11 protein-coding genes are annotated in these 15,184 nt (G+C 46.5%); 6 read left to right on the plus strand and 5 right to left on the minus strand.

Annotation, left to right across the window (positions count from 1 at the left end; genetic code table 11):
* Nucleotides 1-50 precede the first annotated feature (50 nt).
* From BLT02_RS00105 to BLT02_RS00125, 5 genes are all read left to right on the plus strand, one after another.
* Nucleotides 51-701 carry a DUF1919 domain-containing protein gene (locus BLT02_RS00105; RefSeq protein ID WP_092990826.1) on the plus strand — a complete coding sequence of 217 codons (651 nt, stop codon included), beginning with the start codon at nucleotides 51-53 and terminating at the stop codon, nucleotides 699-701.
* 51 nt (nucleotides 702-752) lie between these two features.
* On the plus strand, nucleotides 753-1,313 hold the full coding sequence (locus BLT02_RS00110) for a VanZ family protein (protein WP_092990827.1): 561 nt from the start codon (nucleotides 753-755) through the stop codon (nucleotides 1,311-1,313).
* 132 nt (nucleotides 1,314-1,445) lie between these two features.
* On the plus strand, nucleotides 1,446-2,630 hold the full coding sequence (locus BLT02_RS00115; protein ID WP_092990828.1) for a nucleotidyltransferase domain-containing protein: 1,185 nt from the start codon (nucleotides 1,446-1,448) through the stop codon (nucleotides 2,628-2,630).
* A 146-nt stretch (nucleotides 2,631-2,776) separates the two neighbouring features.
* Nucleotides 2,777-5,530, plus strand: a complete 2,754-nt coding sequence (locus BLT02_RS00120) for a hypothetical protein (RefSeq protein ID WP_092990829.1) — start codon at nucleotides 2,777-2,779, stop codon at nucleotides 5,528-5,530.
* A gap of 517 nt (nucleotides 5,531-6,047) precedes the next feature.
* The gene (locus tag BLT02_RS00125; RefSeq protein ID WP_092990830.1) at nucleotides 6,048-6,743 is read left to right on the plus strand and encodes a hypothetical protein; all 696 of its coding nucleotides are present in this window, start codon (nucleotides 6,048-6,050) and stop codon (nucleotides 6,741-6,743) included.
* Between the two features lie 353 nt (nucleotides 6,744-7,096).
* Here BLT02_RS00125 and BLT02_RS00130 read toward each other — a convergent pair whose 3' ends face one another.
* Together BLT02_RS00130 and BLT02_RS00135 are read right to left on the minus strand one after the other, a co-directional pair.
* The gene (locus BLT02_RS00130; RefSeq protein WP_092990831.1) at nucleotides 7,097-8,227 is read right to left on the minus strand and encodes a DUF6904 family protein; all 1,131 of its coding nucleotides are present in this window, start codon (nucleotides 8,225-8,227) and stop codon (nucleotides 7,097-7,099) included.
* A 95-nt stretch (nucleotides 8,228-8,322) separates the two neighbouring features.
* Complete coding sequence (locus BLT02_RS00135; protein ID WP_092990832.1) at nucleotides 8,323-8,748, minus strand: hypothetical protein; 426 nt, start codon at nucleotides 8,746-8,748, stop codon at nucleotides 8,323-8,325.
* Between the two features lie 334 nt (nucleotides 8,749-9,082).
* Here BLT02_RS00135 and BLT02_RS00140 point away from each other — a divergent pair, with 334 nt between their 5' ends.
* Nucleotides 9,083-10,738 carry an AAA-like domain-containing protein gene (locus BLT02_RS00140; RefSeq protein WP_347474844.1) on the plus strand — a complete coding sequence of 552 codons (1,656 nt, stop codon included), beginning with the start codon at nucleotides 9,083-9,085 and terminating at the stop codon, nucleotides 10,736-10,738.
* A gap of 167 nt (nucleotides 10,739-10,905) precedes the next feature.
* On the opposite strand, the gene BLT02_RS00145 is transcribed toward BLT02_RS00140, so the two are convergent.
* The 3 genes from BLT02_RS00145 to BLT02_RS00155 form a co-directional block, all read right to left on the minus strand.
* Nucleotides 10,906-11,976 (minus strand): NAD-dependent epimerase/dehydratase family protein, encoded by a 1,071-nt coding sequence (locus tag BLT02_RS00145; protein WP_092990833.1) that lies wholly within the window; start codon nucleotides 11,974-11,976, stop codon nucleotides 10,906-10,908.
* Between the two features lie 91 nt (nucleotides 11,977-12,067).
* A complete protein-coding gene (locus BLT02_RS00150) occupies nucleotides 12,068-13,291 on the minus strand; it encodes a nucleotide sugar dehydrogenase (RefSeq protein WP_092990834.1) in 1,224 nt (407 codons plus the stop codon).
* A 140-nt stretch (nucleotides 13,292-13,431) separates the two neighbouring features.
* Nucleotides 13,432-14,937: a nucleotide sugar dehydrogenase gene (locus BLT02_RS00155; protein ID WP_092990835.1), complete on the minus strand. Its 1,506-nt coding sequence runs from the start codon at nucleotides 14,935-14,937 to the stop codon at nucleotides 13,432-13,434.
* Between the last annotated feature and the right edge of the window lie 247 nt (nucleotides 14,938-15,184).

A 15,184-nucleotide genomic window follows, 5' to 3' on the forward strand; every position in this document is an offset into this window, starting at 1 on the left:
TAATCCCCTGGAATGAGTGGATATAGTGAAAACAGAAAGGTTTGAAGTATATGACTTATGAAGGGCTGCGTCTAAAGTTGTTAAAAAAATATAGGCTGATATTTGCAAAAGGAAGACGGAAAAAACTTAAGAACACGGATTTTACAATTATTTCTAATAATTGCTGGGGGGGAATGATGTATGAGAGCTATGATCTCCCGAAAGAGTCGCCCACCGTAGGAATGTTCTTTATGGCAGATGAGTATATTAAGTTTCTTAGCGATATCAAAGGCTATACATTAAAAGAACTTACATTCATTTTACCCGAATCATCCCGTTATGCTGATGAACTTAGTAAAGATAAACGTTTCGGCTCTTATCCTATTGGTGTAATAGATGACATTGAGATTGCATTTCTACACTACCATTCAGAGCAGGAAGCAAAAGAGAAATGGAAACGCAGATGTACACGGATCAACTGGGACAGGCTGATTGTGAAATTCAATGATCAAAATGGATGTACCGAAGAACATGCAAAAGCATTTGCAGCGATGCCATTTAAGAACAAGCTCTTCTTCACAATCCATAACTGGGCAGTACCCAAGTGGGAGGGGTACTGTGTCATCAGGCAGCATACGCACGATGATTGCGTGACAGCATCCCATGAGCCATTTGGAAGAAATCGATATGTGAATCTCACAAAATTTATCAATGAGGCTTGAGATTGTAGCCTGATTTGTTAGCCGTATACTTGAAAGAGGGAGCCTTTGGAAATGAGCAAAGCGAATATTGCCATATTGATACGGATTGCTCTATCTGCATTCGCTGTATTTGGCTTTCCTCATCTCCTAAAGGCAATGCATGTCCGGCTACAGGAAAAATGGAGAAAGAAGATCAACATTGTGTCTTTGCTTGGCTTTTTAATATGTGTTTGGATGTATGCGTTTATCTTTAGATCTGAAATCAATGGAACGGGGGTCATTATAGATCCTTTATGGGCTTTTCGCCAGATCTTTAGGAGGATGGCTTCCGGATATAAAGAGGGAGGGATTGCCGAAGCAGTCAGGAGAATCAGCTGGGTCAGGGACACAGTGGCAAGTTTGCTTCTAAATATATTATTTCTTGTTCCATTTGGCTATTTGGTTCCATGTACTTTCAGACATGTTCAATCATGGCGGGAAGTGTTGACTTTAGCCATCCTGTTCAGCCTTGGCATTGAAACGATTCAGTATTTTACCCAAAGAGGATGGTTTGACATAGCTGATCTGATATACAATAGTGGAGGAGCCTTGATAGGATATTCTCTATATAGAAGACTGCTCCATGAGATATGAAAAAGATGTCTGGCAGATTCTGGTTATTATCCGAATTTTGATAAATGCATACAACACCAAAGATTTATTGTTGACTTTTATTCTGAAGACAAGCTCTATGACGGTATTAATATAGAGTGGAAAAGAGATATAATGACTGATGACCAAAAACAATTGATTCATTTAATCGCTTATCAAATGTTCGCTATAAAGAATGAGTTCACTGACGATGCTGATTGGCATTCCATACTGAAAGAAGCGCGACTACAGGCAGTATTTCCATTGGCTTATCAAGCCCTCCAGTCATTTATATCGACAGATAATGAGCCACAATATGCAAAAGAATATGCTTCAAATCAGGCAACAAATATCCGGAATTTGTATTATCATGCAGAGTTACATCGACTTCTTACAGGCAACGAGATTCCCTATGCCATCCTCAAAGGGCAAGTGTCTGCTTCTTATTACCCTGATCCTATGCTTCGATCGATGGGTGACGTGGATTTCTTGATTCACAGAGCAGATATAGAAAAGGTAGATTATCTGCTGAAAGCTGAAGGATTTAAGAAGTTGGACTATGCGGAAAAACATGAGTATCACTGGGCATATAAGAAAGATAGGGCATCACTTGAACTCCACTGGGATATTCCGGGAGTACCGCCATCGTTGGTAAATCAATATTCAGCAGATGTGATCAACAATGCAGAGGAGAGGAATATATCGAACAAAGTGATGATGTTCCCGTCGCCTTTTCACCATGGACTGGTGCTTCTCCTGCATTCTATCAGCCATATGACCGGAGGGGGAATCGGGCTCCGGCATCTTTGCGATTGGCTTGTGTTCGAGAATTCACTTTCTGAACGAGAGTTCCTAACGCTTTTTGAAAAACCGTTGAAAGATATTGGCCTGTGGACTTTTGCGAAAGTGATGACCAAGATTGGGGTGTTGTATTTTGGTACTGCTCGGAGCTGGTGCAGAGACGCAGATGATGGATTATGTCTTGCTCTTCTTGAAGATATTTTATCTGGTGGGAACTTTGGGACGAAAGATAATACACGTGGCAGTCAAGCAAAGCTGATTCAGAATAAAGTTACAAAAAGCCCTCAGGGAAGTATTTTGAAAAACGGGATGGTAAGCATAAATGAGAAGGCAAAACGGGATTATGCTTATTGCAGACAGAAAGTGTTCCTTCGCCCGGTTGGCTGGGCCGCTGTAGTAGGTCAGTATGCGATTCGAGTTATAAGCGGCAAGCGAAATAATGTATTTGAAAAAAAGATTTTGAACGATGCAATGAATAGACAGAAACTGTACACAAAGTTGAGGCTGTTTGAAAGATAATATATTTGGAAGCATTATTACATTCATTTAGCCAATAATTGAGCCAATAATTGAGCCATACAGAATAGTAGCAGAAATAATTATCATTTTTTGCTATACTGTGTTTAGATCCAAATGGAAGATCATTGCATAACGGAGCATATTTCATGAGTGATAAAAAGACATTTGACCTGATAATGGGAATTATATTGGTCACGGCTGGAGCCCTTTTAGGAGGTTTTGTTATAGGAAGGGCGACAGCTCCGGCATCCCCTCAGGGTGAAAACGTGATCGTGACTCAGTCGGCACATCCGGATGATGCGGCAAAGGATTACACCGCTATGAAAGCAGCTGAAGCTTCTGAGGAACCAACGGGATCCGGCAAGGGGTATACTCAAATCGTAGATATCATGGACAACATGCGTCATGTTGTGGAGGAGCGGTTTGTGGCTTCCAACGGCAGACTTGCCCTTAGTGAAGACGGTTACGCGGTGATCCGCAAGAAATATGATTCCGCCGGGAACACCATTAAAGTGTCCTATTTTGACGAGAAGGACAAGCCTGTTATGGTGGAAAGCCTGGGCTATTCCAGTATGGCTATGACTTATGACGAAAACGGTAAGAAGACCAGTGAGACTTATTTTGATGCCAATGGCGGTGTCGTGGTCAAGGCCGGTCAGGAGTATGCCGGACTCCGATATACCTATGATGAAGCGGGTAATATCGCCAGCCAGAGCTATTATGACACCCAGGTTAGTCCCATCATTGGCCCGGATGGATATCATCGTGCTGAATATACCTATGATGAGCAGAAACATGTCCTGACAGAGCGCTATTATGGGATAGAGGACAACCTGATTGTCGCCAACAAAGGTTATGCTGGTGCAGACCATAAGTATGATGAGAACGGCGACGATATCCGGACAGCCTTTTACGGTGCGGATGGCAAGATATCCGAGAACAAGGATGGCACGGCCATTATACTCAGGCAGTACAACGAAAAGCATCAGGTAATCCGGGAGGAGTATCGAAACCCTACGAATGAAAGGATCATACATAAAGATCGTGGCTATTGTATCGTAAAAAAGGAATATGATGGAAACGGGAACGTGCGCAAGCGGTCTTTTTTCAATACAGAATCAGAACCTGCCTATGAGAAAGACAGTTATGTCATTGTACGGGATGAATTTGATAACAAGAAGAATGTCATCAGAGAGTCCTATTATGATAAGGAGGATAATTTGACAGCATGCTCCAAAGGATATGCCATGATAACCAAGGAGTATGACGATGCAGGCAACGTGACGAAAGAATCCTATTTTGACAGGAAAAAGAAAAGTCTGGTCAACAGCGACGGAGTGGCACAGATTGCCCGTACCTATAATGATAAGAAAAAAGTGCTGACGGAAGCTTACTTTGACGGGGGAGGAAAACCTGTAATCTCCAAAAAAGCGGGATATGCCGCGGTGGAAAACACCTATGATGAAAAGGGGAAACTGCATTCAGAGATGTTTTTTGATGGGGACCATAAACCCATGATCGCAGCCAGGGGCTGTGCCGGCGTCCGTTATGAGTATGACGAAAGCGGACACTGTATCAAAGAACTCTACTTGGACGGCGAAGGCAATATGATGGTTGTAGAAAAGCTGGGGTATGCAGGAATCGCCAGGACCTTTGATGCAAATGGTAAAGAGACCGGGACGACTTATTTGGATACCTCCGGCAATTCCATGCAAACGTCGAACGGCTATAATTCTGTTGAAAAGGTCTTTGATGAGAACGGCAGGGCAATTGTTGAGCGTTTCGTGGACGGCGCGGGAAATGCGGTTATGGCACAGGATAAAGGCTACGCCATTGTGACCCATGAATATAACGAGAAAGGACAGGAGACCCGTACGGCCTGGTATGATAACAACGAGTCCCTGATCATGGTCAGCGGTGCCGCAGTTGTGGACAAAGAGTACGACGATGCCGGAAATGTCGTTTTGACTAAGAAATACGACAATCAGGGCAATATAATAATCGATCCTAAGGGTTATGCCTATATCCGCAAGGATTACAATGAAAAAAAACAGTCCATCCGGGAGACCTTCTGTAATGCGGATGGCTCTGCCTTCACCGGCTCGCCGGACGGCTATGTTATTGTGACTAAAAGCTATGACGACACTGGAAATGTAGCCAGCCAGTCTTATTTTGATGCAGAAGGCACCCCCGTTCTCCTCCCTGCAGGATATCACACTGTGGAGAAGGATTATGACCAGAATAAAAACCCGATAAAGACTGCCTATTTCGATACGGACGGAAAACGTGTACCCGGTACCAGCAACGGCTCTGCCGTGATCCGTAATGGGTATGATGACAAGGGCAATGTCACCTACGAGGCCTACTATGACACAGACGACAAGCCGCTCACACTGGCTGCAGGCTATGCAGGCTTCCGCAAAGCCTACAATGAACAGAACAAGGTGATCCGCACCGAATATCTGGGAGAGAATGGTAACCCCATCGCCCTGGAGAACGGAACAGCAGTCCTGTGCAATGAATATGATGATGCGGGAAATATGATTTCCGAGACCTATCTGGATCTCTCAGGAAACCGGCATACGATCGAGAGCCCGAACCCCGATAAGTACTATGCCTACGCGGAGATTCGCAAGTTCTATAACGAAGACAACAAAGTTGTTGAAACGGAATACTGTACAGTAGATAACATGTTTGCAAACGGCCCCAGCGGTTTTGCCATACAGACTTTTGAATACGACGATCAGGGCAGACAGATCCGGACCTCCTGGTTCGACCAGTCCAAAACCCCCTACGTCAGCTCAAAGGGCTATGTGACCATGAGTTCCTCCTATGCTGAGGACGGTACAAAGACAGACACATACTATGATGCCGCAGGGAATGTTGTGGTGATGCAGTAAATGTGGCAGTGTGGCGTTACAGTTCACGCCCTATCGAGGGCGTGAACATGTAACCTGCGAAAATCCCATTCCAAATCGCTTCGCAATGGGATTTTCGCCGTTCCACTCGGGTTTTGCGTTGAAAATCACGCAAAAACGCCTCGAATTTCGTGGCGGTCTGTACTGTAACAGTGTGGCTCCTAATTTCTGTTAGAAACATAAAACTGCTTGAAGATAGTACGGGTTTACTATATAATAGTTGAGTGAGAGCGGACTTTTAGTGAATCTTACCAATCGAACAGTGCAGTTCGAGATGGGAGAGTTTATGAACGATAGGCGATAAAACTTTGGGACGGTTATTCCTGATTCCCTGGAGTTTTGTCGCTTTTTTTGTTTATTATACTTTATAATATTCTTATACTCCGTTTCTATTCCGGAACTGGGAAACCACCACCATAGATTAGTTACATAAACAGATTCCCGTCGACCGCGGGTTCACTGTAAATAAAATAAACCAGGAAAGGAGGGAAATGTCAATATGTGCATTAAAAGGAAACTGTTGTCTGTTGTACTGACCGTGCTTATGATCTTGAGCATGGGATTGTCTGTCTTCGCAACCGGGGTAGGAAGTCCTGTAGCACCTCCCGATAACAAGCCGAAAAACCCCGGCTGGGTCAGGTCCAGTAGTTTTGACGTCAATCATCAGGATCACATCCACAATATCGTCAAGACCAAGATTGGTCAGAAGACAGTCGTTGTCAGGTCTGTCACAGCTCTGAAAGGCGATGCTAAATCTGAGATTCACCTCAGATTCGCCAGAGATAAAGACAATAATCGTGTGCCGATTACCCATATTGGTAACGGTGAAACTGGTCTTTTCGACAGTAAAACGGGTTCATTTTTGAAGGATGTCGTACTCAAATCTAAGAAAAGGGTTACTATTCGTGCGAACGCCTTTAAGAATTCCTATGTTGCGAGACTGTATCTGAGCAGTTCTTTCTTCACGCTTAAATCAGGATGCTTTACAGGGACAAAGTACAAGGCCCTTACTATCACTCTTGATGATGAGGTAAAATATTCCGGCCGACTCACATTTGAAGACGGTTGCTTTGACGGTCTGAACAGCAATGCAAAGGTCATCGTACAAAAAAGCTGCGCTGCCCAGGTCACATTCAACAGGATCAAAAAGAAACTCCGTGCAGCAGGCTTCCCGGGCCAGATCATCTACAAGTGATCCGAATCGAAGCTGTCCTGACCGGATCTATGACATAACAGGGAAAGAAAATCGAGAATGGAGTCTGACCGGTTTTCTTTTTCCTGTCTGTGTCATGGATGGACAGGAGTGCTGTATGCGGGAATATGATGGCTGCCGCCCCCTTCCTTTATTATCGGAAGGGGACAGGGACATGCTTGTGAGAGAGAATATTGTGCCCGTTGCCTTTCGGGATAATTTGCACAGGGGCCCTGTGCCTTTAGGGATAATTCACAGGGGATGGAGTTGGGGACAGGAACGAGGGAAACCATCGAGGCCTGTTTTTTTTGCACACGAAATCCATTTATATAGATAATACCATATATGGAGATAACTCACCACTCTAGTCTATCCCAGTCTATAGAACCAAAGATTCTTTCAATATATTCGTCATAGGAATCCTGGTAGAACTGGCCGTGTGTTTTCACATACTCGTGGATTTCATCCATATATTCGTCCATGGATTGGAAGGGAATCAGGCACTTCAGGTTGGCTTCTGCGATATATCCGTCGTACATCTGCAGGCAGGAGAGTGTGAGCTCATGAAGCTCTTTATTGAATAGAAGGAAATTCTTGTCCTGGATAGAAGAACGGCTGTTATTAGCTTCTTCTTGCTCACCTTTTTTTGTTTCGCTTCCTTCTTCAGATTCGTGGCGTGTTTCTTTCAGTTCTTCCTGTTTTTTGTCCAATTTCTCTTGTATTTTATTCAACTCATCTTGAATCTCATCCAATTCATCCTGAATCTCCAGCTCATCTTCCTCATTTACTGAGGACAGTTCCAGGCATAATAATGAAAGCATGGATTGACGGTCTTCCCTGTTGCACAAAGCACTGACCCACCATGAGCATAGCCATTCGAGGTACATGTCCGGGTAGGACATGTAGTAATCTTCTTTAGCGAACATCCTGCAATAATCGTAGATGCTTTTGACGTCCTGAGGCGGCAGAACATTTCTGATGGCTTCCCAGATAAGCAGGACGAATTGGTGGATTGAAGCAACATCTTTTTCCGCCTGATATTCGTCATAGGGGAAATCGAGATTTTCAAACCAGGCTTTTGAATAGGCGACATCTGTGATGGAATGCAAGACCTGTGTGTAGTACAACGCCCAGGGATACAGGACCTCTACACTGAAATATAGATTTCCGTTCCCGTAGGCAGCTCTGGCAGCTTTGATCAGCTCCATTTCGCCTTTGGCTGGTTCAGTGATAATGCCGACCATTCCGGCGATTCGATCAGCATTGTTTTCCATACTTTCAAAGTTGCGGTCTCCCTGGAAGGCATGCCGGAGATCATAGCACAGACCGAGCAGACATTCGTGACAGTTACCTGCATTCACATTATCTTGATGCGGAAAATAGAATTCGGAAAAATTAGAAATCGCCCTGTGTAGCGATTTAAGATCCTGATAGTCACCTTTGATAGTGATTCCTGCCAACTGAGGTGTGTTTTCAATAATGAGCATGGGAACGGTCCTCCTCTTGTCTTGTTAAAACCTTTTTATTCGATAAAACCTCTTGCTTTGATACCCCATCTTGTTTCGATAAGGCTATTTTATAGTTACTTTATACTCGCTTTTTCAAACTTTGCCTTTACTCTTGGATGGAGATGCAGATAGTTTCGAAGCGTTCGTTCACTGCCCTTGTAACCACGTTCCTGGAGAACAGGCAGCAGGAAGCAGCTGAGCTGATAAATTGACCGGATTCCATCCGGCAGCTCCGGAAGCGCTTTTTCCAGAGCATCCTGGATCTCGTCTCTGTACAGGTCAATCTGTGTGGGAACAGTCTTTTTCCCCAGAGAACTGCTCGGCTTGTTTCTGAGCAGGCAGGATCGGACTGTTCTGGGATCACACATATATTCTTCCGCGAGCTGCACAAGCGTCTTATTGTGTTCAGAATAGCCGACCCGGAAATCACACCATTTTTCTCTCGGGAGATCAGGCAGGATGAACTTCGCGGCGGATCTGGCCGGGGATGTTTTTGCCATGATTGGTTACCTTTGTGTGTTGGATTACCTTTGTGGAATGGAATAGTCCTTCGGAATGCCTGTGCCAGGTCAGGCTGGTTTCGCTGGCGTATTGCTGGATTTTATTTTCAGCAGTTGCTGTTTCTGGGTTCAGGATAGCAGATGCATCGGGTATTCACAACGGCAAACATCTTGCCGGGAGTTAAACAGAAAATATAATGGCCTGGATTTCTTTATTACCAAAGCTCATTTATATGCTAAAATGAGTTTTGAAGATGAACTAAATTGTTTGTCTGGAGGCAGTTGCCGCCCTTATTACTTTGCGTTAAGAAGCAAAGAAGAAATGCAGTAGTACTTGGCAAATGAGCTTGAAGAACCTTATAGTGAGTTTGTTGATTCGATTTACAGAGAGGAAAATGAACCGGTGAAAGAATTTAATACTACGGCGGTATGCATTCCTTCAAAGCATTATATGGTAGATCTTTCCGGGAGAATGAAAGAAATCAAAAAACTCATTGATGCCGGCAAATATTTTGCGATTAACCGCGCCAGGCAATATGGCAAAACTACGACCCTCGCAGCGCTGCAGCAATATCTGGTTCCCGAGTATGAAGTGATCAGCCTGAGCTTTGAGGGGATTGGAGAAGCCGGGTTTGAGACGGAGCAGTCATTTGTAAAAGCCTTCTGTCGTAAACTGAAGCGAGAGTATCGTAATGGTCTTAATATACCGGAAAGTGTCAGAGATCAGTTGGAAGACTTTCTTTCCAGAAAAGAGGAAAAAGCAGAACTGGATGAGTTGTTTGATGCCCTTTTAGACTGGTGTGATGAATCTGAAAAAAAGATTGTTCTGATGATCGATGAAGTGGACAGTGCTTCTAATAATCAGGTTTTCCTGGATTTTCTGGGGCAGCTGCGCGACAGTTATATCAGCAGAGACACAAAGGGAATCTCGACATTCCAGTCGGTGATCCTGGCTGGTGTGACGGACATAAAACATTTAAAAGCAAAAATACGTCCGGAAGATAAGCATAAGGAGAATAGTCCCTGGAATATCGCTTCTGATTTTGATGTCGATATGAGTCTGTCTAGAGAAGGTATACAGGGTATGCTGGAGGAGTATGAGGAAGATTACCATACCGGGATGGATACGGGTTTAATCTCTGGCCTGATCCATGAGTACACAGACGGCTATCCCTTCCTGGTAAGCCGGATTTGCCAGCTTATTGATCAGGAAGTCAGTAAGAAAATGGACATGAAGGAAGCGTGGACCAGAAATGGGATTGATGAAGCCGTCAAGATGATCCTTTCGGAAAATAATACTCTGTTCCAGTCCCAGACCAAAGTTCTCAACAACTGCCCGGAACTGAAAGCTTCCATCCGTAGTATTCTGATGGAAGGCACCAAGATGGCATATAATGCGCAGCAGGATGATGTGGTCCAGTTGCAAATGTACGGGCTTATCCGGAACGATCGAGGCAACGTGAGGGTTGCAAATCGTATATTTGAAACCATGTTATATAACTTATTCCTGTCGGAAGAGGAATTGAAGCGCAATGTGTTTTCCAGAGAGGGTGATTTTGCAAAGAACCGGTTCGTTTCCGGAGGAAAGCTCAATATGCGGCTGATCCTGGAGAAATTTATCGAAACCTATATCCAGGTATTCGGTCCACTTAAAGACAGATTTAAAGAAAAGGACGGCAGAGAACAATTTTTGCTATATTTGAAGCCAATTATCAACGGAACAGGCAACTATTATATTGAAGCACAGACCAGGGATCAGACCAGGACAGATGTGATCGTAGATTACCTGGGTCAGCAATATATTTTCGAGTTGAAGATCTGGAGAGGAGAAAGATACAACGCTGAAGAAGAAAAACAGATCCTTGAGTATCTCGATTATTGGAACCTTGACACTGGTTACATGTTGAGCTTCAATTTCAACAAAAAAAAGGAAACCGGTGTTAAACGGGTACAGATCGGGGAGAAGGTGCTGTTTGAAGGAACCGTGTGAAATTCGTTCTATAGGACCTGAGAGGATCAGGGAAGAAGACAGGAAGGAGACAGAGAACCATCCTCCCTGTCTCCTTCCAATCTTCTTAAAGTGATTTCTTTTAGGGCGAAACCAGTCTGTCCCTTTCATGTTTTCATGGTTCGCATGGTTTCCTCACAAGGTGAGCTTCAGGATTTATAATACTCCTTATACCACCTGGCAAAGTTTCTAAGTCCTTCGCGGATCCCGATGGAGGGGCGGAAGCCGTAGTCTTTTTCGAGACCGGTGCTGTCGGCATAGGTGACCGGGACGTCGCCGGGCTGCATGCCGACCAGTTCGCGGTGTCCGTCAAAGTCATAGTCCCCGGGGAGGACGCCGGCGCTGACAAGCTCCTCCTGGAGAGTGGAGATATAGTCCAGGAGGTTCTCGGGAGTGCCGCCGCCGATGTTATAGACGGCGTAGGGCGGCAGGGGGAGCCCGTCTTCTCCGGTGAGTTTTTCGGGGGCGCCCTGCATCACGCGGACAACGCCTTCGACGATGTCATCCACGTAGGTGAAGTCGCGCTTACAGTTGCCGTAATTGAAGATTTGGATGGTCTTGCCCGCGGAGAGCTTGTCCGTCGCAGAGAAATAGAACATGTCCGGCCGGCCGGCGGGACCGTATACGGTGAAGAAACGCAGGCCGGTGGACGGGATGATATACAGCTTGGAATAGCAGTGGGCCAGGAGCTCATTGCTTTTTTTTGTGGCGGCATAGAGGGACACAGGGTTGTCAACCTTGTCGTCTGTACTGAAGGGAACCTTTTTGTTACCGCCGTAAACAGAGGAGGAAGAGGCATAGACCAGGTGTTCCACGGGGTGGTGGCGGCAGGCTTCCAGGATGTTGTAGAAGCCGATGAGGTTCGATTCCATGTAGACGTCGGGATGATCGATGCTGTAGCGGACGCCGGCCTGGGCGGCCAGGTTGACCACGATGGCAGGTTTGTGTTCTGCAAAAACCCGGTCCAGCAGTTCTTTGTCTGCGATGGAGCCGCGGATGAAAATGTGGCTGACGGGAGAGCCTTTGGCTGCTTCTTCGATCAGGCCCAGGCGGTATTCTTTTAAGGCAGGATCGTAGTAATCATTCATGTTGTCCATGGAGATCACGGTTCCGGATGTCATCTCTTTCAGAAGACGCAACACCAGGTTTGCCCCGATAAAGCCGGGAGAGCCGGTGACGAGGATGGTTTTGCCGTTCAATTCTATTTTTACTTTTCCCACGGGTTCAGTTCCTCCTGAAAATTTGTTTTTCCTGCTTAATGATTTTTCGTGAAAAGCAGCTTTTTATGAAAAGGGGCTGAAGAAAATTCAATTAGTCCCTTCTGAACAGGTCTCTGGTGTAGACCTTGTCAGCGACATCCTCCAGGATATGTGCATCGAAACGGTTTGCCAGGATCACGTCGCTTTCTTTTTTGAAACGGTCCAGGTCGTTGACGACTTCTGAGCGGAAAAAGGTGCTTCCGTTTTCCAGTGTGGGCTCATAAATGATGATCGGAATGCCCTTTGCCTTGATGCGCTTCATGACGCCCTGGATGGCGGAGGCGCGGAAGTTGTCGCTGTTGCTCTTCATGGTCAGGCGGTATACACCGACGGTGTTGGGATTTTTTGCGATGATCTGGTCGGCGATGAAGTCCTTTCTGACAGTGTTGGACTTGACAACAGCCTCGATCATGGTCTGCGGGACGTCCCTGTAATTGGCCAGAAGCTGTTTGGTGTCCTTGGGCAGGCAGTAGCCGCCGTAGCCGAAGGAAGGATTGTTGTAGTGGCCGCCGATGCGGGGATCCAGGCAGACGCCGTCGATGATCATCTGGGTGTCGAGTCCCTTGGTCTGGGCGTAGGTATCCAGTTCGTTGAAGTAGGAGACGCGGACGGCGAGGTAGGTGTTGGCAAAGAGCTTGATGGCTTCCGCTTCGGTCAGGTGGGTCAGCAGAACGGGAATATTCTGGGGGGCCTGTCCCGCTCTCTGTTCTTCAAGTCTGGCACCTTCCAGCAGAAGGTCAGCAAACATCTGTCCCTGTTCTTTCTGGTCGTCATCGCAGCCGACGACGATGCGGCTGGGATGGAGGTTGTCGTAGAGAGCCTTGGATTCCCTGAGGAATTCGGGGCTGAAAATGATGTTCCTGACGCCGTATTTGCGGCGGACATTCTCGGTATATCCCACAGGAATGGTCGATTTGATGACCATGAGGACGTCGGGGTTGACTTTCAGGGTCCATTCAATGGCATCCTCCACTGCGGAGGTATCAAAGAAATGGTTGACATCATCGTAGTTGGTGGGGGTGGCGATGATGACCAGGTCGGCGCTGCCGTAAGCGGCTGCCTTGTCTGTGGTCGTGTGGAGGTTCAAAGTCCTCTGTCCGTTCCGTGCTTCCTCAAAAAATCTCTCGATCTCATCGTCCTGAATCGGGCTGATAAACTTGTTGAGATTCTCGGCCTTTTTCTCCGTTGTGGTGATGGCTGTGACTTCATGCTTCTGGGCGAGGAGGACGGCGAGGGAGAGCCCGACATAACCTACACCTGCGACTGTGATCTTCATATTTTTGTTACCTCGTTCTTTCTTTGGCCTTAATGTCTTTGCAGACAGTTCTATACAGTTCTTTCTATGCGGTAATTTCTATGCAGTTGTTTCTATGTAGTAATGTCTAAGCACTAATTCTATGCAGGAGTCTCTTTGTATCAATCTCGCTGGAACAGATCCCTGGTGTAGACCTTGTCCTTCACGTCATCCAGTACCGAGTCGTAGCGGTTGGCGATGATGCATCCGCACATTTTTTTGAACTTTTTAATGTCGTTGATCACTTTACTGCCGAAGAAGGTGGTGCCGTTTTTCAGTGTGGGCTCATAAATTACGACGGTGGCGCCCTTGGCTTTGATGCGCTTCATGACGCCCTGGATGGAGGACTGACGGAAATTATCGGAGTTGGATTTCATGGTCAGGCGGTACACACCGACGATGACATCTCTCTGCTGGCTTTCTTTTGCGGCGGAGAAGGATTCGCTGTTTCCGTAGGTGCCGGCGATCTCGAGGACGCGGTCAGCGATGAAATCCTTTCTGGTGCGGTTGCTCTCCACGATGGCCTGGATCAGGTTTTCCGGGACATCGCGGTAGTTGGCCAGGAGCTGCTTGGTGTCCTTGGGCAGGCAGTAGCCGCCGTAGCCGAAGGAGGGGTTGTTGTAGTAGTCTCCGACTCGGGGATCCAGGCAGACGCCTTTGATGATCTGCGGGGTTTTGAGGCCTTTGACCTCCGCATAGGTGTCCAGTTCGTTGAAGTAGGAGACGCGGAGGGCCAGGTAGGTGTTGACAAAGAGTTTGGTCGCCTCGGCCTCGGTATAGCCCATGAAGAGGGTCTCAACGGGATTCTTGATGGCTCCCTGCTGGAGGAGGCCGGCGAAGGTCCGGGCGGCTTCCTGTGTCTGTTCGTCGCAGCCGACGATGATCCGGCTGGGATAGAGATTGTCGTAGAGGGCCTTTGACTCTCTCAGGAATTCCGGACTGAAGAGGATGTTGTCCATGCCGAGCTCTTCCCGGATATGGACAGTGTAACCGACCGGGATCGTGGATTTGATGATGATCGTCGGTTTTGTTTCCTGATCAGCGGTGGTTTCCTTGATAAGCTGCAGGACACTTTCGACAGCAGAGCAGTCGAAGAAATTCTGTTTGGGGTCGTAGTTTGTGGGCGCGGCGACGATGATGAAGTCGGCCTTACTGTAGGCCGATGCACCGTCTGTGGTGGCGGAGAGAGTGAGCTGGCGTTTTCCTTTTTTCGCTTCCGCCAGATATTTTTCAATATACTCGTCCTGGATAGGAGAGATAAACTGATTGATCTTTTCAACCTTTTCGGGAAGGATGTCGACTGCCGTGACTTCATTGTGCTGAGCCAGCAGGACCGCCAGGGAAAGTCCGACATAGCCGGTGCCCGCGACGGCGATCCGGTAGCTGCGTTCTATGGCGATGGGGGCAGTCGATGCCGAGTCCACGAACAGGTCAGTCGGATCAAAACCCAGTGTTTCTCCCAGAGCCTGGAGCTGGTCGATAGAAGGGGTAAAGTCCTGTGATTCGAGTCTCGAAAGGAGCCCGCGATGGATTCCGGTGGCTTTTGCGAGCTGCGCCTGCGTCATTTTCAGCGCCTTGCGCCGGGAGACTACAGTGTCCGCAAGCAGCTGCATGGAGAGTTTTTTCATACTGAGGGGAACCTCCTTATTGTTTTTGACTGTTTTTTCTAAATTAGTTTAAACGTGTTTGATATTACAAATATCGCCTGTTTAGGTTTATTGACCGTAATGTTATTTTAAATGACATCATTATTTCGCAGTTATATTTTGGAAAACAGAGATATACTAACAGGTACAGGCATACAAATCAAGGTCATAGGTGGGAATTTTACAGAAAAATGTGAATATACAGAGAAACAGAAATATAGAAATGGAA

This window comes from Sarcina sp. DSM 11001 (assembly GCF_900101015.1).
Classification (GTDB): Bacteria; Bacillota; Clostridia; order Lachnospirales; family Lachnospiraceae; genus CAG-791.

Bases quoted from the DNA above. Each gene is read 5' to 3' on its own strand.
- BLT02_RS00105 (WP_092990826.1), top strand. From the start codon at position 51: ATGACTTATGAAGGGCTGCGTCTAAAGTTGTTAAAAAAATATAGGCTG.
- BLT02_RS00120 (WP_092990829.1), top strand. From the start codon at position 2,777: ATGAGTGATAAAAAGACATTTGACCTGATAATGGGAATTATATTGGTC.
- BLT02_RS00130 (WP_092990831.1), bottom strand. From the start codon at position 8,227: ATGCTCATTATTGAAAACACACCTCAGTTGGCAGGAATCACTATCAAA.
- BLT02_RS00125 (WP_092990830.1), top strand. From the start codon at position 6,048: ATGTGCATTAAAAGGAAACTGTTGTCTGTTGTACTGACCGTGCTTATG.
- BLT02_RS00110 (WP_092990827.1), top strand. From the start codon at position 753: ATGAGCAAAGCGAATATTGCCATATTGATACGGATTGCTCTATCTGCA.
- BLT02_RS00150 (WP_092990834.1), bottom strand. From the start codon at position 13,291: ATGAAGATCACAGTCGCAGGTGTAGGTTATGTCGGGCTCTCCCTCGCC.
- BLT02_RS00155 (WP_092990835.1), bottom strand. From the start codon at position 14,937: ATGAAAAAACTCTCCATGCAGCTGCTTGCGGACACTGTAGTCTCCCGG.
- BLT02_RS00115 (WP_092990828.1), top strand. From the start codon at position 1,446: ATGACTGATGACCAAAAACAATTGATTCATTTAATCGCTTATCAAATG.
- BLT02_RS00135 (WP_092990832.1), bottom strand. From the start codon at position 8,748: ATGGCAAAAACATCCCCGGCCAGATCCGCCGCGAAGTTCATCCTGCCT.